This is a genomic window from Paenibacillus sp. J22R67, from assembly GCF_059692175.1.
In genome coordinates, this window is sequence record NZ_JCAUAX010000007.1 from 269,242 (window position 1) to 289,291 (window position 20,050).

Sequence of the window (20,050 nt, forward strand, 5' to 3'; positions counted from 1 at the left end):
ATGTGTGCAACTTCGTAGATAGAATGGATGGAAATAAGCCGATGACCAGTAAAAACGATATGAAAGATCGAAACCGGATGAGCATTCTGAAAACGATCAAAAGAGGAGTTTGTTCCCGTGCAGAAATTTCAGCATCGCTTGGTCTAAGTAAGCCAGCCGTTTCCGCGCTCGTCGACGAGCTGATCAAGGAGGGCTTGGTGTACGAGACCGGAAGGGGCGACTCCACCGAGGCTGGGGGCAAGAAGCCCATCTTGCTTGACTTTCAGGCGAATGTGGCGATGATCGCAGCGGTATCCTTTAATAATAAGCATTACGAAATTGCATTAGTGGATTTGGTAGGTGTCGTGAAATTTTATTTGAAAAAAGAAATCCGCATCTATGAGGACTACCGGCAAACGATCGATCTGATCGTGCAAGAAATCAGCACTTTAATTCAAATGGCACGTGCGCAGGGCCATCAGCAACCTGTCATTGCATGCGGCGTAGCCATTCGCGGGTTGGTGGACACGAAGCAAGGTATTATGCTCTATTCCTCGGCGATACCGTGGAAGGATGCTCCCATCGGAGATTACATGAGGCGAAGCTTGGACATCCCGATTTTTCTCGAAAATGACGCGAGAGCTGGCACGTATGTTGAGTTGCTGAACAGCAACGGAGAGTACGGGGAATCGCTTGTATGCGTCAGCGTTGGGCTCGGGATCGGAACAGGCGTTGCGATCAACCATGAGGTGTACCGTGGAGCGTTCTACGGTGCTGTCAACTTGGCTCATGCGACCATCGATCATGATGGCCCTCTTTGCCGCTGTGGGAATCGCGGCTGTTGGGAGGCTTTGGCATCCATCACTGCTTTAAATGAAGAGCTGGCACGTCGCGATGGAAAATATACAGATTTAGCATTCAGTGAAGTTCTAAACCTGTATCAGGAAGGCGATCCGGTTATTTCAGATGTTTTGTTCAACTATACCGGGTACTGGCTCGGAGTTGGTATTGCGAATGTCTTGCAGGCATTTAATCCCGAGCAACTGATCATTCAAGGGGAACTTACGCAGGTGGGGCCTGAACTTGAGCGGAAAATTGTCGAAGTGGTCCATCAAAGGGTGAAGTCTGCAGTGACTAGGCGCAGCGTCATTCGTTTCTCTGAACACTCCGAAAAACTTCAGGTTAGGGGAGCAGCGGCTGTTATCTCCCAGTACTTTTTCTCTGACTCGCATCATCGACTTATTTGGAAATGATGGCGCTACAGCAACGAAACGGGTGAGTTCGGGAGGTTTGCACTATGAAGCGGTGAATAGCGGTGCTGAGTGTCCGTAGCATTCTAGAGAGGCTGTCTCTACAGCAGAGTAGAAGTAATCTGACAATGAGACAGTCTATTTTTCTGTCTACAGAGCCAATGCCCTACCAAATTATAGCGGCATGCAAGGTTTATAGGAACTAGGGGGCGCTATTTGTGCGATATCTGATGGTAACAGGGGTGAAGCGGAACTACAGGGCGCTATTTGTCCAAATAACCTTACATGGAGGTTAAAATAGGGGTAATAGAGGATCATAGTTCCGCCACTACAGGAAATCGATGAATTCCTAAGGAATAGCGGATCGTAGTTCCCTCCCATTTGGCATTAAAAGTTATAAATAAGAGGCTGTCTCTTGGGTCATATCAGACCTTCGAGACAGCCTCTTCGTTCGGAAGGGGGGATTCTCCTCGTCGCAACCAATGATCCCGAAAGGAACCACCCAACGGACCTCACCGCAGCTATTTAGGCTATTTAGGTTAATTGGAGCTATTTGATTGCTTTAACGGACTACAGTGAAATTGCCCAACGCCTCCAAATAGTGAAACATCGAGCGCCAAATAACTCAGCAAATCTCATCTCCAACAACTCAACTTAGGGCTCAAAAAATGTATTGACAGCTCTAACTGGTAGGCAGTAATATTGCGTTATAAAGTTAGTTAGTTATTATAACTAACATACGTAAGACCAATTCATGCCGACTAAAGGACAGATTGGATGGAATCTATGAAGATGATCAGCAAAAACGATATGAAAGAACGAAACCGGATGAGCATTCTGAAAACGATCAGAAGCGGAGTATGCTCACGCGCAGAAATTTCAGCAGCGCTTGGTCTAAGTAAGCCAGCCGTTTCCGCGCTTGTCGATGAACTGATCAAGGAAGGCCTAGTGTACGAGACCGGAAGGGGGGACTCCACCGAAGCCGGGGGAAAGAAGCCCATCTTACTTGACTTCCAAGCGGATGTGGCGATGATCGCAGCGGTTTCTTTTAACAACAAGCATTACGAAATTGCTCTGGTCGACTTGCTGGGGGTCGTGAAGTTTCATTTGAAAAAGAGAATCAGCATCTATGAGGACTACCGACAAACAATTGATCTGATCGTGCAGGAAATTCGCAATTTGATTCAAGAGGCGCGTGAACAAGGTCATCAGCAGCCTGTCATGGCATGCGGGATTGCCGTTCGCGGGCTGGTAGACACGAAGCAGGGCATTATGCGTTATTCATCGGCGCTGCCATGGGAGGACGCTCCTATCGGAGCGTATATGAGGCAAAGTCTGGGCATCCCGATTTTCTTGGAAAATGATGCGAGGGCTGGCACGTATGTAGAGATGCTGAACAGCAACGGCAAATATAGAGAAACGCTAGTTTGCGTCAGCGTCGGAATCGGGATCGGAACGGGTGTCGTAATTGGCAATGAGGTATATCGGGGAGCGTTCGATGGTGCTGTAAACTTGGCTCATGCGACCATCGATCATGACGGACCTCTTTGCCGCTGCGGCAATCGCGGTTGTTGGGAAGCGCTGGCATCCGTCACGGCCTTGGGCGAAGAGCTGTCACGTCGCGATGGAAAGTATGCTGAGCTAGAGTTCAGTGAAATTGTAAGCCTATACCGTGAGGGCGATAAGGTCATTGCAGATGTTTTGCTTAACTATACGGGCTATTGGCTGGGGATTGGCATAGCCACGATATTAAATGTATTTAATCCCGAGCAGGTTATCATTCAAGGGGAAATCACGCAAGCAAGCCCAGAGCTGGAAAAGAAAATTATCGAAGTTGTTCAGCAAAGAGTCACCGCTGTCACAAGGCGCAGCAAGATCCGGTTCTCTGAGCATTCTGAGAACCTTCAAGTAAGGGGGGCCGCAGCTATCATCAGCAATCATTTCTTTTCTGACATGTATCACCGCATGATTTGGCAATGACTTCATCAATGGGGGATTGATTCGTGTATGGATCAAATAAAACAATCGAAGAGCCGTTCAGCACCAGCGTACTTGTTTTTATGTCTGTCCATTTTGGGACTTGTTACTACGATCTTCGCACTCCAAAGTGAGATGGCTCCTGCTGCCAAATTCGGCTTGATCGGAGTAACAGTTGTCTTCGTGTTCTTATGGTCTTTGTTTTTTTTCGGAGATAAGCATATTCGTTATACGCTCGTGATCCCAGGATTTATGATTTTGTTCCTCGTAACGTCCGTACCCGCAATTTTTCTTTTATATCTCAGTGTGTTTGATGTATCGCTGTTAAATTTCAAAGGGGATTGGTCGTTTGTTGGGTTTGCCAATTATACGTATTTTCTCACCAAAGACAAATTGTTCTACGGGGCAATTATCCGCACGATCGAATACATGGTTATTGTGCTCGGGCTGCAAATGGTCATCGGAATGGGCCTTGCACTTCTGTTGCAGCGAGAGTTTCGAGGTCGCTCCTTCGTTTCATCGATCCTGGTGATCCCGGTGATGACATGTCCAATTGTCATAGCGATGCTGTGGAAATACATGTACAGCAGCTATAACGGCTTCATAAATTTAGCGTTAAAAAGTGTGGGGATCGGCGAGGTACCTTGGCTAACCAATCAACCGCTGCCATTGATAAGTGATATCCCAGGAATCGGTCACTTTCTGGTTACCTATCTGAACGCCAACATCGGATTTGCAGCAGCGATCATCGTGAATATCTGGCAGTGGACGCCTTTTGTTTATCTAATGTTCCTTGCAGGATTAAGCGCATTGCCGAAGGAGCCGTATGAAGCGGCGAAGGTAGATGGAGCAAATGTCTGGCAGACGTATTGGCACATCACGTTCCCGCTGTTGCGGCCTGTCATCGGGGTAGTGTTCCTCATTCGGATCATTGATCTTATGAAAGTGTACGATCAGATCTGGGCATTGTTTGGCGACTCGGTCACGATGCGCACTCTGAATATTCATATTTTTTCAACGGGTCTGACAGGACAGGATTATAGTAAAGGCGCGGCTTTATCCATCCTCGTGTTGCTGCTCATTATCGCGATCAGCGTTCTTTTTTCAAGTATCGGTAAATGGGTTTCCAAAAGGGGGGCATAACGGATGGAAAGGACATTCAAAGCCGTTACGGCGAAAATTGTCGTAACCTGTCTCATCGCAATTGTCATACTGGTGTGGGCAGTACCGATTTTCTGGATGATTTTGAGCAGTTTCAAGTCCACACAAGCGATCATTGAGCCGAAACTAATCGTTTGGTTTAAGCCGACACTCGCTAACTACAGATTTATTTTTGAAACTCAAAATTTTTTCCAATACCTGATTAATAGCTTGATTGTCGCTGTATGCGCGACCTTTATATGCCTAACCGCTGGAACGCTGGCTGCCTATAGTATTGCACGATGGCGGACAGGAGGCAGCGCGTTTGCAAACTGGGTGATTTTCACGAAAATGGCGCCGCCTGCGATTCTTATCATTCCCTTTTTCCTGATGTTCAAAAGCATTGGCTTAATCAACACGGTATGGGCGCTCGTCATTGCCAACATTACGTTCAATATTCCTTTTGTTATTTGGACGATGCGCGGATTTTTCGATGAACTGCCTGAGGATATGGAGGAAGCCGCTTTAATTGACGGCTGCACAAGACTTGAAGCTTTTTGGCGCGTATCGCTGCCTTTGGCCCGCTCGGGGCTCATAACGACCAGCATTTTTTGCTTCCTGTTTGTTTGGAATGAATACTTATTCGGCCTTACTCTGGCGCTTTCGGAGAAAAGCAAAACATTGCCTGTAGCGACCGGGGATTTCATTACCGGGTATTCGATTAACTGGGGGCCGGTATTCGGCTCGGGAAGCCTAATTCTATTACCTGCTTTTATCATGGTTTTGTTCCTGCAACGTTACATCGTACAGGGCTTGACCGTGGGAGCAGTTAAATAGAGCAAAAAAACCACAAAAAATGGAGGGTTCGAACATGAAGCTGAAGCGGTTAAAAAAGAGAGCAGTGTTAACGGTATTGCTGGTATCAAGTCTCGCATACGTAAGTGCATGCTCGTCGACTGACAAAGGGAACACTGAGAGTCCCAAGGCAACGGAGGGTCAAAAAGCACGGGAAATTACCATATTTACGCGTACTGGCCCTGACACGAGTGATTATGTCAAAGAGCAAGGCAAAGAGTTCACGAAATTAACAGGGGTCAAAGTAAACATCACGGAACAAGGCGCTAGCAATTATTTTACCAATATGACCAATCAGTTGATTGGAGGCACGGACACATTTGATTTGGCGACTACTAACAATACGTATGTAGCCCCGCTGGCAGAAGCAGGCGCAATTGAGCCGTTCGATGATTACATCAAGAAATTTGATCCGAATTATGACTGGAAAGATGTTGCCTTTCAATACAAGTATAAAGATAAAACCGTTGCCATGCCTTATAACCTAAGCATTCATCTATTCTACTACCGCTCAGATCTTATTCCGAATCCGCCACAAACCTGGGAGGAATTCGCAGCAGAAGCGAAAAAATGGACCAAATCGAAAAATCCAAGTTCGCCAACGGCATACGGCGCTTCCTGGACGGCGCTGTCTGGCTCTGAGCAGCCGAAAGTCTTTTATTCGATGATGTGGTCATTTGGTGGAGAGATTGCGAAAGACGGCAAGGCAGGCGTAGGTTCACCTGGAGCGATCAAGGCCGGGGAACTCTGGCAATCCTTGGTGAAGGACGAAGTCATTCCTAAGGATACGCCAAACTGGGGCTATTCCAACGTATTCGATGCTTTGAAAACAGGCACAATTGCGATGGCCGCACCTTTTTGGAGTGCAGCTTATACAGAGCTCAAGAAAAGCGACAGCCCCTACAAGGATAAAATTAAAGTTGGCCTAATCCCTGGTGAGAAGCAGGCTGACGGCAGCATTTTACGTACGCCGCTCTTCCAATCGTGGACGCTGATTATGAACAAGAACGCGAAAAACAAAGAAGATGCAGCGAAATTCGTGGAGTTCATGACCAATAAAGAAGGAGCAATGCGCGAATCCAAACTAGGCGGGTTGCCAATTCGTTACTCTGTGCTCAGCGATCCTTCGCTGCAGCCACGTGAATTTTACGATACAGTCTTGGAAACGTTAAAAGTCGCAAAAGACGAGCCGCTCGTGCCGTACTATTTGAAGCAACATGAAATCATGAACTCAGCGCTTTCGGGAATTATGACGGGAACGGTCATGCCGGATGTTGCGCTTAAGGGTGCGGAGAAAGATTTGCAAGCACTTATAGACGGAACTAAGAAGTAACCTTACTGAGGGAGTGACAGGATGCCGGATGTATACGAATTAAAAGGAAAAGAGAATTTGCTTGCGCATATGTCAGATATTCGCCAATTGGCTGGTTTTGAGCGCATGGAGCTGCTGCAAGGCAAAGGCCGTGGCAATGAAGTGATTCGAGTACGCAACGGCTCAGGGCTGCAGTTTCAAATCGCGGTAAGCCGCTCTTTCGATATCAGTATGTGCGAACTGTATGGCATTCCTCTTGCCTGGCTGTCGCAAAACGGGCCTGTCGCTCCATTTTTTTATGAAAGAGATGATTGGAACCGCAGCTTTGAAGGCGGCTTACTGGCAACTTGCGGCTTAACGACGATGGGTAGACCGAGTGTAGATGAAGGGCAAGTGTACGGTCCGCACGGGCGTATTTCCTCCATACCTGCGGAGCTGCTGCAGGCCGAGGGACGCTGGGATGACAGCGGTCAATATGAGCTGATTTTTCGCGGGTTAGTTCGTGAAAGCTCAGCGGCTGGCGACAACCTTGTGTTGGAGCGGACAATCGTTACTAGGTTGGGAGAAAATAGGATATTTATCACGGATTCCGTCACGAACGAATCGTATCAACCAGTTGCACATTTAATGATGCATCATTTTAACTTAGGTTTTCCGCTTATTGGCGAAAACTGTGTCATCGACATTCCAGATGGCCCCAAACGATGGATGAATGGCGAGGGAGCAACCGATAGCTGGAGCTCATATCCTGCGCCAGTGGAGAATGGGCAGCCAACAGTAATGGCGCACGAAAATGTGCAGGCTGATGATGAGGAAGGCGCCGTTCAGGTTCGAATAAGCAATAAGATTGTTCATAACGGTGAAGAGAAAAGGTTGATAGTGGGGATTCGTTACGATAAAGAAGCAAGCCCTATCTTGACGCAGTGGAAGCATCCTGGCAAAGGAGTTTACGTCTTAGGCATTGAGCCAGGCAATGCAACAACAGAAGGGCGCGCCATACACCGTGAGAGAGGAACCTTGCCGTTACTCACTCCTGGAGAGCGGAAAACGTATACATTTTGCGTGGAAGCTCAGTTGGAACCCATTTTGCCCGTAAGAGGGTGAATATTCGCGTTAAGGATTAACGATATAATCATGAATTGGAGTGATCGGAAATGAAGTTGTTTTGGGGAGATCTGCACAATCATTGTGGCATCACTTACGGCTTTGGCGGTTTGGAAAACGCTTTGTCTGTTGCCAAAGAACAATTGGACTTCTGCGCGATCATTGGGCACGCCATGTGGCCGGATATGCCGGAGAGGACGGAGGAACTGGAATTTCTGGTCGATTTCCATTTGAAAGGATTCGCTAAGCTTAGAGGCAATTGGGAGCATGTCCGTGAAATGGTAAAAGCTTGGAATGTTCCACATGAATTTGTAACTTTTCAAGGATATGAGATCCACTCCAGTGAATTTGGTGATCATCATGTACTGTCAACTTCTGATGAACTTCCTCTGATCGAAGCGGGATCACCGTCTGAGCTTGTAGCTGCGCTGGCTCCACTGCCAGTCATTGCTGTACCTCATCATGTGAGTTACACGCCTGGCTATCGGGGAGCTAACTGGGAGGCGTTTTCGGAGCAAATCAGCCCTGTTGTCGAAGTATACTCCAAGCACGGCTGCTCCATGTCTGATTCCAGTGCATATCCCTGCTGGCATACGATGGGCCCTCGCGACTCGCGCAATACGGTCGTTTCGGCGATTCGTAGCGGACGCAAGTTCAGCTTCGCTGGATCAACCGACCATCATGCCGGATATCCTGGCTCTTACGGAGACGGCCGAGTGGCTGTGCTGGCCACGGACAAAACGCGCGATGCGATATGGGAAGCCCTGCTGGCTCGTCGAACTTACGCGATTACCGGCGATAAAATCGCTTGTTCCTTTACGGTGAATGGGGCTATCTTCGGCAGCGAGGTGAAGGTGGATGGACGCAGAGAGCTTAAACTGGATGTAACGGGCTGCGACTTCATTGACAAAGTGAGCGTCTACAAGAACGGTGAACTATGGAAAGTTGTATATAGCCAGCATGCCAGCCACGGGCAGCAGCTTACACAAGGCAAGTACAAAGTGCGTGTGGAAATGGGTTGGGGAGATAGTCAAACAGGGTATGTTTGGCAGGGCAACGCCCGTCTAGACAAGGGCCAGATCGTCTCGGTGGAGACATGTTTCCGGGGACAAAGCGTGCTCGCGCCGACGCCGGAGATGCGGGATAATCCGAATATTAACCTGCTTGGCAACAAGCTCATTGCTTGGTCCGAACAGACGGCGGAATGGACGTGTACGACGTTTAAAAATGTGTCCACACGGCACCCGCAAACCGCTGCGCTTATTTTCGAGATTGAAGGAGACACAAGCAGTCAACTATCGATTGAAGTGAATGGCCAGACATTTGTGTATACCATTGGTGAGCTCCTTGAAGGAAGCCGTTCGGCCCATATGCAGCCATACAGTTCAGAGGCCATCCTCGTTCATCGCGCTGTTCCTGAACACGCTTATTGCTTCCAGGGTGAATGGCAAGACGATGTGAAAGAACGAGATTGTGACGCTTATCACGTGGAAATCAGGCAGACTAATGAACAGTATGCTTGGATCACGCCTGTATTCATCATTTCTTAAGGAGGATCCCGTCATGGCAAAAGAATTGAGAGTCGGAATCATTGGCTGCGGCGGTATCGCAAATGCCAAACATATGCCTAGTCTGAGCAAACTGCCTCAGGTTAGTTTGGCCGCATTCGTTAACCGGTCAGAGGATAAGGCACGACTGGCAGCTCAAATATTCGGTTCGGAGGATGCCAAGGTATATGGGGATTATCGCCATTTGCTTGAAGACAAGACGATTGATGTTGTTCATGTCTGCACTTCAAACGACTCGCATGCAGAGATTGCAATTGCGGCATTGGAGGCGGGTAAACATGTGATGTGCGAAAAGCCTATGGCCAAAACGACGGCAGAAGCAAGAAAAATGGTTGAGACGGCGAAACGTACGAATAAGAAACTGACGATCAGCTATAACAATCGCTACCGCCCGGATTCGCAATATTTGTATCACATGTGCCGAAATGGCGATTTGGGACACATTTATATGGCCAAAGCGCATGCCCTGCGCCGCCGTGGTGTTCCGACATGGGGAGCTTTTCTCGATAAGGATAAGCAGGGCGGTGGACCTTTGCTTGATATCGGCACGCATGCGCTCGATCTAGCCTTGTGGCTGATGAACAACTATAAACCCAGAACGGTTCTGGGTAAAGCTTTTCATCAGCTAGGGCAGCATGCGAATGCAGCCAATCCGTATGGATCGTGGGATCCGGATCAATTCACGGTTGAGGACTCTGCCGTGGCGATGATTATGATGGAGAACGGATCAACGATCCAACTTGAGGCGAGCTGGGCGTTAAACATTACAAGAGAAGGCGCGGGCAAGGTGACGTTATGTGGTACTGAAGCAGGGGCAGATATGTGGGATGGTCTAAGCATTAACGGGGAAAAATATGGGAAATTGTATACGACTCGAATCCATCTTCAGCAAACAGGGGTCCCTTTCTATGAGACACGGGAAGAAAGCCCAGCGGATCTTGAAGCACGGTTATGGATTGAGGCGTTGATGAACGGGCAGGATCCGATTGTGAAGCCTGAGCAGGCACTTGTTGTGCAGGAAATCTTAGAAGCGATTTATGTTTCTTCGGAAACGGGGAAGGCTGTTTCGCTCTAAAGTTGGGGAGGCCTATTTGATGATAAAAGTAGCCCTAGTTGGCGAAGGGGATGTGGCGAAAAAGTATGCGCAACTGCTATCGGAAACGGGACAGGTGGAAATCGTCGGCCTGTACGATGAGCAGGAGGATAGGGCATTAGAGCTTGCTGCAAGTTACGGTGGCCTAGTCTTTCTCTCGTTTGCCGATATGAATGATGTACTGCCTTTGAGCACTTTATTCGTATGTGTCGGTCCCCAGAACGGCTGGACTAGAACGGTGATGCTCGCATTAGGAAAAGGCAGAACGGTTATAACTAAAATGCCTGCTGCTTCCCGCTTGTTGGATGTGCAGGCCATGTTGCGCGCTGCCAAGTCAAGCGGAGGACGATTGCTATTCGTCAACCCGGAACGCTTTTATGCTCACCATATCGATATCAAAAAGCGGATAGACGCCGGAACGATCGGCAGCATCGGGGTGATTAACGTCAAGCGTTATAGCCCAGCGCCGCCTGAAGGCAACGATGGATCAGGAAGCGCGGTCCAGCGGCTGGCTATGTACGATATCGAAGTGCTGCGCTGGATCGTTGGGGACATTACAAGTGTCTACGCCATGCAAAGAGGTACTGGTCACGTGGACTATGCCTTGGTAACACTACGGTTCCGCAGCGGTGCAATTGCCAACCTCGAAGCGTGCTTGGGATACCCAGAGGCGTACACATCCGCAGTGGAATATGCGGGTACGCAAGGTTTGCTTCGCTATGATAATCGGAAAACAGATGCCTTGCATATTTATAAATCGGCAAGTCCAAGGAAGCGCGGATTCAATCCTTCCTTTCGCAACCCTGAATATGAAGAGCTTGTTCATTTGTTAAGCTGCATCCAAGAGGGCTTGCAGCCGGTAATGACTGCAGAAGATGCTCTCGAAACGTTGAGGGTAACAGCTGCAGCCGAGCACTCGATCATGACGGGGCAGCCGGTTGAGCTCATTGACAACACATTTTCGCTTGGGATTGGAGGCGGAGAGAGTGAATAAACGGAAGATAGGCATGATTAGCTTTGCCCATCTGCATGCGGTTAGCTATTTGGAAGCTTTGATACAACGCGATGATGTGGAACTTGTCGGAATTGCTGATGAAAACTGGGAGCGGGTAGAGCCGTTTATCAGGAAATATCAGCTGCCCTATTATGCGGATTACCGTGAGCTGCTGGCTGGAGATGTCGAGGCTGTCATTATTAGCTCGGAAAACGCCAAGCACGCTGAGATGACCATTGAGGCTGCGAAGCACAAAAAACATGTCCTATGCGAGAAGCCGTTGGGTGTGTCCCGCGAACAAATGAATCAGATGATCGAGGCGTGTCATGCAAACGGCGTGCAATTGATGACTTCATTCCCGAATCGTTACATTCCGATGATCGTGGAGGCCAAACGTGCCATTGAGCGTGGGGAGATTGGCAGGGTAATCGCAGTCAAGGCGACGAACAAAGGTGAAATGATTGGCGGTTGGTTCAATGACCGTTCGTTGTCCGGCGGGGGCTCTCTCATGGATCACACTGTGCATGTTATGGATTTATTGAACTGGATTTTTCAATCAAAAGCCGTTGAAGTGTACGCACTGGGCGGTAGTTTATTCCATAAAATCGATATTGATGATGCTGCTATGGTGCATGTCAAATTTGCCAACGGAGTTATCGCTGCTTTGGATGCAAGTTGGTCAAGGAAACATGCAGCTCCATATAAACGCGACTTAACGATGGCGTTTATCGGGACTGATGGCGTGATTTCTATTGATTATTTTGCTCAGGTGAATGAAATATACAGCGAAACGGCTGGGCATGCGGAGTGGAGTTATTGGGGCGATAATAAAGATGAGTTGCTGGTCGATGATTGGATCAGATGTCTAAAAGAAGATCGATCTGTATCTATTACAGGTGAGGATGGCTATAATTCAACGGTTATCGCGCTTGCGGCTTACGAATCGATTCGTCTTCATAAACCGGTGCGACTTTAAGGGGGATAGCGAGGTATGCAGGGTAAGTGGAGTGTATAAGTGAAAGTGTACGCCGATTTCTCCTGTTATTTGCTGCAATTATGCTGCTTTTACCTAATTAACTGGAATTTCTATCGCTAATATTACCGAATTTAGGGAATTTTAGGCAGATATCACGCTTTAGCTGGAGTATCTACCGCTATTGCCTTCCCTGCCGCCGAGCAGGTGGAGATTAACGGTAGATTTTCCGGCTATTTCAGCTGCAGCGACTTAATGAATCGACTAGGTATAACTGGGCAACTAAAATCATCCCAACAAAGAATTCTCGATGATCGTCGTAGAAAGCTGCCTCAGCACCATCGAAACACCGCCGTGGGCAACGCCCAGCTCGCCTAAATCGGAACAATAAATTTCCAAATTCAGAAGAAACCGCTCAGGAATCATTTCACGCAGTGTGTTCCAGATCGAATTAATCAATGTAGGGCCAAGCAGCGCAAGAAGTCCTCCAAGGCAGATCACCCTTGGGTTGTACGCATTGATCACGTTTGCCAGGCCGATGCCTTGATAATGGCCAAGCTCGTGCACGGCACTCGTGATTTTAGAATCACCACGCTCAATTCCTGCCACAATCTCTGCAATCGACATTTCCTGAGGCGTTGTTTCCAACAACTCGTAAAGCGCCTTGATGGAAGCATACATCTCCCAACAGCCCCTGCTGCCGCAGGTGCATTTTTTGCCGTTCATATGGATGGTGGAATGCCCTAATCGCCCCGCAGTACCCGTCGTACCGGTGAACAATTCTCCCTTGCTGTAGACACCAACGGACAAGCCCCAGGAACTGGTTACATAGACTAAATGATCCGCTGCTTTGGCCCCGCCAAAATGAACTTCCCCCATTGCGCCCGCATAAGAAGCTGGATTGACATGGATGGTAAGCCCAGGAACTCGTTTGGCAAGCTCGCCTCGCAGAGGGAAATCGTTCCATTCCTGCAGGTTGGCGCTATAATCTACGACGTCAGTCCGGATATTGTAGTAGCCCGGGATGACAATTCCGACTCCTACAATGCCTAATTGGCGATGCGCGTGATCCGTTTCTAACTTTTTCAAAATTCCCGAAATCGCCTCTACGAAAAAGAAGGGATCTTTGCTTTGAAGCGGAATAATCATGCTGTCCAGCTTTTTGCCGAGCAGATCCGTAACGAGAACGGTGAACTGGTTGATTTCAACATCAATCCCAACACAGATGCCTGCTTTTTCATTCAAGTCGACCAGCGTAGGGGGGCGTCCTCTGGAGGTTCCGGTTGTGCCGAGCTCTACGACAAAACCTTTCTGTACGAAGAGGTCGACACAGCTAGAGACGGTCATTTTGTTAAGGCCAGTAAGAGAGGCGATTTTTGCACGAGATAATGGTCGGTATTTTAAAATCGTAGAGATGGCGTGTTCCATATTTATTTTTTTAACAAGATCATAATTTCCGATAGGTCCGTTCGAATGCAAATGAATCACAACCTTACTTCAAGCATGGTAGTTATTTAGTATGAATGATATACAAAATAATGAACGGTGTCAAAAAATATATAGCAGTATCCAAAAATTACCGTGCTTTTAATTAGTATAACGTATATACTAAATACCAAGAAGTTGAAAGCGTTTTATATATAAAAGTGGGGGTGTTTGGGCTAAATAAGGGGGGAGAATTCATTTTTATAACTGTTCAAAACTCATTGTTGACTTATTAACGAATAGACATTAAATTAATATCAACTAAGCACAGTATTTTACTTGGTATTACGTTTATACTAAATAAGTTAAAAAGGGAGTGTTCTGTTTATGAAAAGAATGAGACTCGCGAGTTATTTGCTGATAGGCATACTTCTGCTGTCCGCATGCTCCACTCAGACTAAAAGCACTACGGCAACCCCAGCTAGTGATACAAAAGCCGCCACCACGACCGCTACTGCCACACAAAAGCCGGAAGAGGTCACAGGTGAAATTTCATTCTGGTCCTGGTCACCAGAAGACAACGTCTGGCAACCCCTAATCAAAGCTTTTAATGAGAAATATCCCAAAATTAAAGTGAATTACGTGCGTACACCATCGGCTGACTACGATAAGAAAATTCAAGTCGCCATTCAAGGCGGCGAGGTTCCGGATGTCATGGCATTCTCCAACGGGCCGATGATCAAAAACTATTCGCCTATTCTTGAGCCATTAGCGCCTTTGGCAGAGAAATCGTTAGGTAAGGATTGGCAAAAGCTTTTCAAATCTACGCCAATGGAATCATCCAAGAAAAACGATTATAAGACGATACCAACAGGGGTCGCGGTGACGCCATTCCTTTCCTATGATGTGGACCTGTTTAAGAAAGTAGGCGCAGAGCCGCCAAAGACGTATGATGAGTTGAAACAAGTCGTGAAAAAGTTTGAAGAGGCCAAATTGCCGGGCATAGTGCCACGTTTAGGCTTCGCTGGCGGTAAAAGCGCAACGGTAACGGATGTCTTTTACACGCTCGTTAACCAGATTGCACCAGGCAAATTGTATGAGGCGGATGCGGGAAAAGCGAAATTTACCGATCCGGTGTTTATTCAAGCGACGAATGCGTTCAAACAATTTTATACAGATCATCTCTTCCAAGACGGCAACCTGACAACCAAATTCGACCCAGATCTTCGCGATATGTATGAGCAGAAGAGACAGCTTCCAATGATTCTCGTTGGGGCATGGATCATGACAGACGTAGCGAATAAGGATAGCTTGAAAATTGGCGACCGTACCTTCGGACTGGTGCCGATGCCGACAATTGCCGGCGGCAAAACAAGTGTCCTCATCAACGGTGATGTACCCCTCGGCATAAGTAAAGATTCCAAACATAAAGAGGCTGCCTGGAGATTCGTAGAGTTCATGGCTACTGGCGAATATCAGACGATTCTGAGTAAAGCACTGCAGTTCCTTCCTGTGAAAGAGGGACTATCCATGGATAAATCCGCTCTCAAAACCGACATTGAGAAGCAATCCGTTGATGTGGTTCTGAACGCACTTACGAATCATGTAGGCGGCATTCGCTTCCTGGACAATGCCTCTATTGAACAAGCGCTTTTTGCTAATTTACAAAAGGTGGCGACTGGAACGGTGACGCCGGAGCAAGCGATGGCTGACGTACAAAAAGCTTCAGATGCCGTGAAACGCTAACAACTACTTCGCTCAATTGGACTACATTGCGTTTCATTAATTAAGCTTACATTCATGAAGAAGCGGGCTTCTGTTATCTGCAGCTTGGCAGGCAGAGGTCCCTCCCTCGTGAAGGTTGTGAGGAGGAGCCAAGTGGATATCGCGTTAACGGCAACGAAACCAGCAGCAGCCAAATCGAAAAAGAAAAAGCGAGGACGCTTCACCGGCTTATATTTTGCTCTGCCTTTACTACTTTTTGTCTCGGTGTTCACGTTTTTCGGCATATTTTATAATGTATATATCGGATTTTTTGAGTGGTCGGGCATTGGCAGCAAAGTGTTCATTGGTCTCGACAATTATATGAGTCTGCTTCATGATCCTAATTTCTATCAAGCACTTGGCAATACGCTCTATTTTCTAGTTATAACCATTCCGCTCTCGATGGCGCTTGGACTCTTGCTAGCAACCTTGCTTAACGGCGTTTGGGTGGCGGATGGGCTATTTAAATCCATTTTCTTTTTGCCGCATGTGATTGCTGTTGTCACGGTAGGTACGACGTTCGCCGGCATTTATGAGCCGAATTTTGGCTTGCTGAACACGATGCTGCGGTTTGCAGGTGCGGAAAGCTGGGCGCATTCCTGGTTGTCAGAGCCAGCTACTGCGCTGAATGCGATTGCTGCCGTCTACATTTTTGCCAATACGGGATTCTACATGCTGATTTACTATACCAGTCTGCTAAACATTGACCAGGAAATATTCGAAGCCGCAAACATCGATGGGGCCGGGGTGCTGAGGCAATTCCGCCATATTATTTTCCCCATGCTCAGCGGTACCCACATCACATTACTCATTCTAGGCATTATCTATGCGCTCAAAGTATTCGACTTAATCTGGATTATGACAGAGGGCGGTCCGGGAGGAGAGACGGAGCTCATCTCCACTTTCTTATTCCGGGAGTCTCTTCTCAAATATAGAACGGGATACAGTGGAGCGGTTTCCGTTGTTCTGCTGCTTATCGCCTTTGGTTATACGGCTTTCCAGCTGCGCGTTTATAACAAGGTTAGGAGGTAAAAAGATGTTCGGTCGCATGCAACGCTCTGAAAAGATCACGATGAATCTTCTTCTCCTAATCCTCGCTGTTATCTGGGTGATTCCCATGGTTTATCTGGTGATGTATTCGTTCGAGGGTGACCAGTGGGGAAATTATCAAGCTGTCGTAAGTTTGGACTTATTTCCGCATTTTCTAATCAATAGCTTTATTGTATCGACTTCGGTCGTGCTGCTGCTGCTTATCGTTGTATCCTTAGCGGCGTTTGGCTTCAGCAAGCTGAGATTTCCTGGGGATGCTTCTGTTTTTGCCATTTGTTTAATTGGTCTGATGATCCCGCCTGTTGCGATGCTCGTTCCTTTATTCCAAACCATCAAGTCCTTTCATTGGATGAATACGTATCTATCCTTGATAGGTCCAGAAGTCGCGATGAGCATTCCTTTCTCCTTGCTGCTTGCCCGCAACGCGTTCGACGAAGTGCCTGGAGAGCTCTTGGAAGCAGCGGAGATTGACGGTTCCAATGCATGGGGAAGATTCGTTCATGTGATGCTGCCTCTGGCCATTCCAGTGCTGACAACCATTGGCATCCTAGCCTTTCTCAACTCCTGGAATCAGTACGTACTTCCGCTTGTTTTCATTAGCAAGGAAACGATGTTGACGGTGACCATGGCTCCCAAATTTTTCATCAAAGAGTATACCTCTGATTACCATAAAGTGTTTGCAGCGCTTGTGTTAATTACGATTCCTGTCGTGATTTTGTATATCTTCGGTCAAAAGTACATGCAGCGCGGCTTGACGAGCGGCGCCATCAAATAAACATCTGATTCTGGAGGTTAAAATGAGAGAACATGAAGCTCGGGACAAAAAGCCGAATATTGTATTTTTAATCGCGGATGATCATCGATTCGACGGGATCGGCGCTTATGGGAATCAGGTGGTACAAACACCCGTTCTGGATAGCCTTGCAGCTGAGGGTGTGCGATTTACATCCATCTACACAATGGGAGGGCAAACGGCTGCACTCTGCGTACCCAGCCGGGCCTGTCTCTTGACGGGGACGAATGTTTTTCAAGCAACGGTAACGGAGAAAGAAGTTAAGCTTGGTGAGACGGAAAATCAGCAGCTATGGGCGATTAATCCTACCCTCCTGACATGGCCAGAAGTGTACCGTAGAGAGGGCTATCGGACCTTCGGCATCGGCAAGTGGCACAATGGCAAAGAGAGCTTTGCGCGAAGCTTTTCGGACGGGGCCAATATTTTCTTTGGCGGTATGGGTGATCATATTGGCCTGCCCATTCATGATTATGATCCTACAGGTATGTATCATGCGGACCATGCAGTTCCAAGCGAGAAGTTTTCGACGGAGCTTTTTGCAGAAACAGCCATTGATTTCATCCAGCAATATAAGGAAGAGGAGCCGTTTGTCTTATACGTGGCATTTACAGCGCCGCATGATCCACGGACTCCGCCTCAGGCCTATTTGGATCTTTATGATAATGAGCAAATACCACTGCCTGACAATTTCATGCCAGAGCATCCATTTGATAATGGCGAGATGCATGTGCGTGACGAGAAGCTGGCCTCTTTTCCGCGCAGGCCAGAAGAAATTCGCCAGCATCTAGCTGAGTATTACAGCATGATTACGCATATGGATGAGCAAATCGGCCGTATTGTGCAGATACTAAACGAAACCAATCAGCGCGAGCAGACGATCATCGTATATACGGCCGATCATGGCATCGCCTTGGGGCAGCATGGGCTTATGGGCAAGCAAAGTTTGTATGATCACAGCATCCATATTCCGCTCATCATGCAGGGGCCCGGACTGGCGCAGGGAGTGGTGGCCAGCGGACTTGGCTGTCAAATGGATATTTTCCCGACTTTGTGCGAACTAACGGAAACATCGCTGCCACAATCGCTTGAGGGTAAAAGCATGGTTCGAATGATAGCTGGTGAGAAAACAGAGTCAAGGAAAAGCGTGTTTGCCGCCTATAAAAATGTTCAGCGCATGGTGAGTGATGGACGCTGGAAATTAATCCGCTACTACCGCAGGGGCGAAGTGGGTACGAATCGGACGCAGCTGTTTGATTTACACAATGATCCATGGGAAACCGAAGATTTGACGGAGGATTCCGCTAACCAAGAGCAGCTGGAGCGATTGGAACGTGAGCTGTTAGCGTGGCAGAAGAGCGTGCGCGATCCGATTGTAAATGTAAGTGAGGGGAAAAAAGGATGAGCCGTCCCAACTTTCTGTTTCTATTTCCAGATACGCATCGTGGAGATTGGATGCCATACGCACCGGCTGCTTTAGCTGCTTTGGGCATGGAGTCACTGCCGATCAGAATGCCTCATATGGAGGCTTTAATGAAGCAAGGCGTCACCTTTACGAAGGCGATTACCTCGTCTCCCTTGTGTGCACCGGCCCGAGCCTGCCTGGCATCGGGATTACGATACAATAAGCCGAAGGTGACCGGCAATCATCACAATTACGATTTGTCACGCAAAACGTTTTACTCGGTCTTGAAAGATAATGGCTACCGTGTTGGCGGCGTCGGTAAGTTCGACCTGCACAAAGCCACCCATTGGTGGGGGCTGGATGGCTGGATTGATGAATTAAGCCAGCTTGGTTATACAGATGCCATCGATAATGCTGGCAAAATTGATGCGATTATTTCGGGCAAGGAGTCTCCGAAGGATCCCTATATGAAGTACTTGTATCAGGAAGGGTTAGCTGACATTCACCTGCAGGATATGCAGGATCGCGGCCAACGAACCGATGCCACAGATTTGCCGGATGAGGCGTATTGCGATAATTGGCTGACGCGAAATGGCGTGCAAATGCTGGAGGACTTCCCCGCTGACCAGCCTTGGTTTCTCATGGTGAACTTCGTTGGCCCGCATGAGCCATGGGACATCACGCACCGGATGAAAGCGGATTGGGAGCAGGTGCAATTTGCAGAGCCGAACAACAGCAGCGTTCCGGAAGAAACATGGAACCCTGTTCGGCAGAATTATGCCGCCATGCTGGAAAATATCGACCGCAATATCGGTCAGCTTCTTGATGCGGTAAAGCGCAGAGGCGACTTGGAGAACACGGTGATCATTTATTCCTCGGACCATGGCGATATGCTGGGGGATTTCGATAAATTCGGAAAATGCAAGCCTGAGCGTGGCTCCGTGCACATTCCGCTGGTGATTAGCGGGCCTGGCATTCAGAAGGATCAGGTCAGCGAAGCGTTGGTAGAACTGCAGGATTTGGCAAGCACGATACTGGATTTGGCGGATCTCACCATGGAGGAAGCGGAAGATTCGATTTCGCTGAAAAGCGTGGTGCGGGGCGAGGTGACGTCCAGTTTGCGCGACGTTCAAGTGTCCGGCTTGGACGAAGGGCCACAGCATCCTGGCTCGTGGCGTGTCGCTTCGGATGGCGAGTGGAAGCTGATTGCTGAGCGGGATCGGGGTGATCGTCTGTATCATATACGAAGCGATCCGTGGGAGAATCGGAATGTTGCGGACGATTACCCGGACGTGACGGCTAATCTCAAGGCTGCGCTTCAAGGATTGTGAGTGGGGCATAGAGTTATAAGAGGTTACCTTACAAGTAGAG

The 20,050-nt window shown here is 48.1% G+C and carries 16 protein-coding genes; 15 read left to right on the forward strand and 1 reads right to left on the reverse strand.

Annotation, left to right across the window (positions count from 1 at the left end; translation table 11 throughout):
- Positions 1–59 precede the first annotated feature (59 nt).
- From AC58VC_RS25415 to AC58VC_RS25460, 10 genes are all read left to right on the forward strand, one after another.
- Positions 60–1,232, forward strand: coding sequence for an ROK family transcriptional regulator (locus AC58VC_RS25415; RefSeq protein ID WP_497372560.1), 1,173 nt, complete (start codon positions 60–62; stop codon positions 1,230–1,232).
- Between the two features lie 783 nt (positions 1,233–2,015).
- Positions 2,016–3,209 (forward strand): ROK family transcriptional regulator, encoded by a 1,194-nt coding sequence (locus AC58VC_RS25420; protein ID WP_497372562.1) that lies wholly within the window; start codon positions 2,016–2,018, stop codon positions 3,207–3,209.
- Positions 3,210–3,236: 27 nt separating this feature from the next.
- On the forward strand, positions 3,237–4,349 hold the full coding sequence (locus AC58VC_RS25425) for a carbohydrate ABC transporter permease (RefSeq protein ID WP_497372564.1): 1,113 nt from the start codon (positions 3,237–3,239) through the stop codon (positions 4,347–4,349).
- Between the two features lie 3 nt (positions 4,350–4,352).
- Complete coding sequence (locus AC58VC_RS25430) at positions 4,353–5,183, forward strand: carbohydrate ABC transporter permease (protein WP_497372566.1); 831 nt, start codon at positions 4,353–4,355, stop codon at positions 5,181–5,183.
- 34 nt (positions 5,184–5,217) lie between these two features.
- Positions 5,218–6,534 (forward strand): sugar ABC transporter substrate-binding protein, encoded by a 1,317-nt coding sequence (locus AC58VC_RS25435; protein WP_497372568.1) that lies wholly within the window; start codon positions 5,218–5,220, stop codon positions 6,532–6,534.
- A gap of 21 nt (positions 6,535–6,555) precedes the next feature.
- Positions 6,556–7,617, forward strand: a complete 1,062-nt coding sequence (locus AC58VC_RS25440; protein ID WP_497372570.1) for an aldose 1-epimerase family protein — start codon at positions 6,556–6,558, stop codon at positions 7,615–7,617.
- A gap of 50 nt (positions 7,618–7,667) precedes the next feature.
- Positions 7,668–9,167 (forward strand): PHP domain-containing protein, encoded by a 1,500-nt coding sequence (locus tag AC58VC_RS25445; RefSeq protein ID WP_497372572.1) that lies wholly within the window; start codon positions 7,668–7,670, stop codon positions 9,165–9,167.
- A 13-nt stretch (positions 9,168–9,180) separates the two neighbouring features.
- Positions 9,181–10,260 (forward strand): Gfo/Idh/MocA family protein, encoded by a 1,080-nt coding sequence (locus tag AC58VC_RS25450; protein ID WP_497372574.1) that lies wholly within the window; start codon positions 9,181–9,183, stop codon positions 10,258–10,260.
- Positions 10,261–10,279: 19 nt separating this feature from the next.
- A complete protein-coding gene (locus AC58VC_RS25455) occupies positions 10,280–11,272 on the forward strand; it encodes a Gfo/Idh/MocA family protein (RefSeq protein WP_497372576.1) in 993 nt (330 codons plus the stop codon).
- The gene (locus tag AC58VC_RS25460; protein WP_497372578.1) at positions 11,265–12,248 is read left to right on the forward strand and encodes a Gfo/Idh/MocA family protein; all 984 of its coding nucleotides are present in this window, start codon (positions 11,265–11,267) and stop codon (positions 12,246–12,248) included. The genes AC58VC_RS25455 and AC58VC_RS25460 overlap by 8 nt, the downstream gene beginning before the upstream one ends.
- 285 nt (positions 12,249–12,533) lie before the next feature.
- Here the strand turns inward: AC58VC_RS25460 and AC58VC_RS25465 are convergent, their stop codons facing one another.
- Positions 12,534–13,673, reverse strand: coding sequence for an ROK family protein (locus tag AC58VC_RS25465; RefSeq protein ID WP_497372580.1), 1,140 nt, complete (start codon positions 13,671–13,673; stop codon positions 12,534–12,536).
- A gap of 384 nt (positions 13,674–14,057) precedes the next feature.
- Between AC58VC_RS25465 and AC58VC_RS25470 the strand changes: the two genes are divergently transcribed.
- The 5 genes from AC58VC_RS25470 (at position 14,058) to AC58VC_RS25490 (ending at position 20,010) form a co-directional block, all read left to right on the forward strand.
- Positions 14,058–15,416, forward strand: a complete 1,359-nt coding sequence (locus AC58VC_RS25470; RefSeq protein ID WP_497372582.1) for an ABC transporter substrate-binding protein — start codon at positions 14,058–14,060, stop codon at positions 15,414–15,416.
- Between the two features lie 132 nt (positions 15,417–15,548).
- On the forward strand, positions 15,549–16,466 hold the full coding sequence (locus AC58VC_RS25475) for a carbohydrate ABC transporter permease (RefSeq protein ID WP_497372584.1): 918 nt from the start codon (positions 15,549–15,551) through the stop codon (positions 16,464–16,466).
- A gap of 4 nt (positions 16,467–16,470) precedes the next feature.
- Positions 16,471–17,259 carry a carbohydrate ABC transporter permease gene (locus AC58VC_RS25480; RefSeq protein ID WP_497372586.1) on the forward strand — a complete coding sequence of 263 codons (789 nt, stop codon included), beginning with the start codon at positions 16,471–16,473 and terminating at the stop codon, positions 17,257–17,259.
- A 22-nt stretch (positions 17,260–17,281) separates the two neighbouring features.
- On the forward strand, positions 17,282–18,679 hold the full coding sequence (locus tag AC58VC_RS25485) for a sulfatase family protein (protein ID WP_497372588.1): 1,398 nt from the start codon (positions 17,282–17,284) through the stop codon (positions 18,677–18,679).
- The gene (locus AC58VC_RS25490; protein ID WP_497372590.1) at positions 18,676–20,010 is read left to right on the forward strand and encodes a sulfatase family protein; all 1,335 of its coding nucleotides are present in this window, start codon (positions 18,676–18,678) and stop codon (positions 20,008–20,010) included. The genes AC58VC_RS25485 and AC58VC_RS25490 overlap by 4 nt, the downstream gene beginning before the upstream one ends.
- Positions 20,011–20,050: the final 40 nt, after the last annotated feature.

What these genes read in the sequence shown, in the direction of transcription:
- AC58VC_RS25470 (WP_497372582.1), top strand. Translation starts at nt 14,058, where the DNA reads ATGAAAAGAATGAGACTCGCGAGTTATTTGCTGATAGGCATACTTCTG.
- AC58VC_RS25455 (WP_497372576.1), top strand. Translation starts at nt 10,280, where the DNA reads ATGATAAAAGTAGCCCTAGTTGGCGAAGGGGATGTGGCGAAAAAGTAT.
- AC58VC_RS25465 (WP_497372580.1), bottom strand. Translation starts at nt 13,673, where the DNA reads ATGGAACACGCCATCTCTACGATTTTAAAATACCGACCATTATCTCGT.
- AC58VC_RS25420 (WP_497372562.1), top strand. Translation starts at nt 2,016, where the DNA reads ATGAAGATGATCAGCAAAAACGATATGAAAGAACGAAACCGGATGAGC.
- AC58VC_RS25445 (WP_497372572.1), top strand. Translation starts at nt 7,668, where the DNA reads ATGAAGTTGTTTTGGGGAGATCTGCACAATCATTGTGGCATCACTTAC.
- AC58VC_RS25485 (WP_497372588.1), top strand. Translation starts at nt 17,282, where the DNA reads ATGAGAGAACATGAAGCTCGGGACAAAAAGCCGAATATTGTATTTTTA.
- AC58VC_RS25415 (WP_497372560.1), top strand. Translation starts at nt 60, where the DNA reads ATGAAAGATCGAAACCGGATGAGCATTCTGAAAACGATCAAAAGAGGA.
- AC58VC_RS25490 (WP_497372590.1), top strand. Translation starts at nt 18,676, where the DNA reads ATGAGCCGTCCCAACTTTCTGTTTCTATTTCCAGATACGCATCGTGGA.
- AC58VC_RS25480 (WP_497372586.1), top strand. Translation starts at nt 16,471, where the DNA reads ATGTTCGGTCGCATGCAACGCTCTGAAAAGATCACGATGAATCTTCTT.
- AC58VC_RS25435 (WP_497372568.1), top strand. Translation starts at nt 5,218, where the DNA reads ATGAAGCTGAAGCGGTTAAAAAAGAGAGCAGTGTTAACGGTATTGCTG.
- AC58VC_RS25425 (WP_497372564.1), top strand. Translation starts at nt 3,237, where the DNA reads ATGGATCAAATAAAACAATCGAAGAGCCGTTCAGCACCAGCGTACTTG.
- AC58VC_RS25430 (WP_497372566.1), top strand. Translation starts at nt 4,353, where the DNA reads ATGGAAAGGACATTCAAAGCCGTTACGGCGAAAATTGTCGTAACCTGT.
- AC58VC_RS25440 (WP_497372570.1), top strand. Translation starts at nt 6,556, where the DNA reads ATGCCGGATGTATACGAATTAAAAGGAAAAGAGAATTTGCTTGCGCAT.
- AC58VC_RS25450 (WP_497372574.1), top strand. Translation starts at nt 9,181, where the DNA reads ATGGCAAAAGAATTGAGAGTCGGAATCATTGGCTGCGGCGGTATCGCA.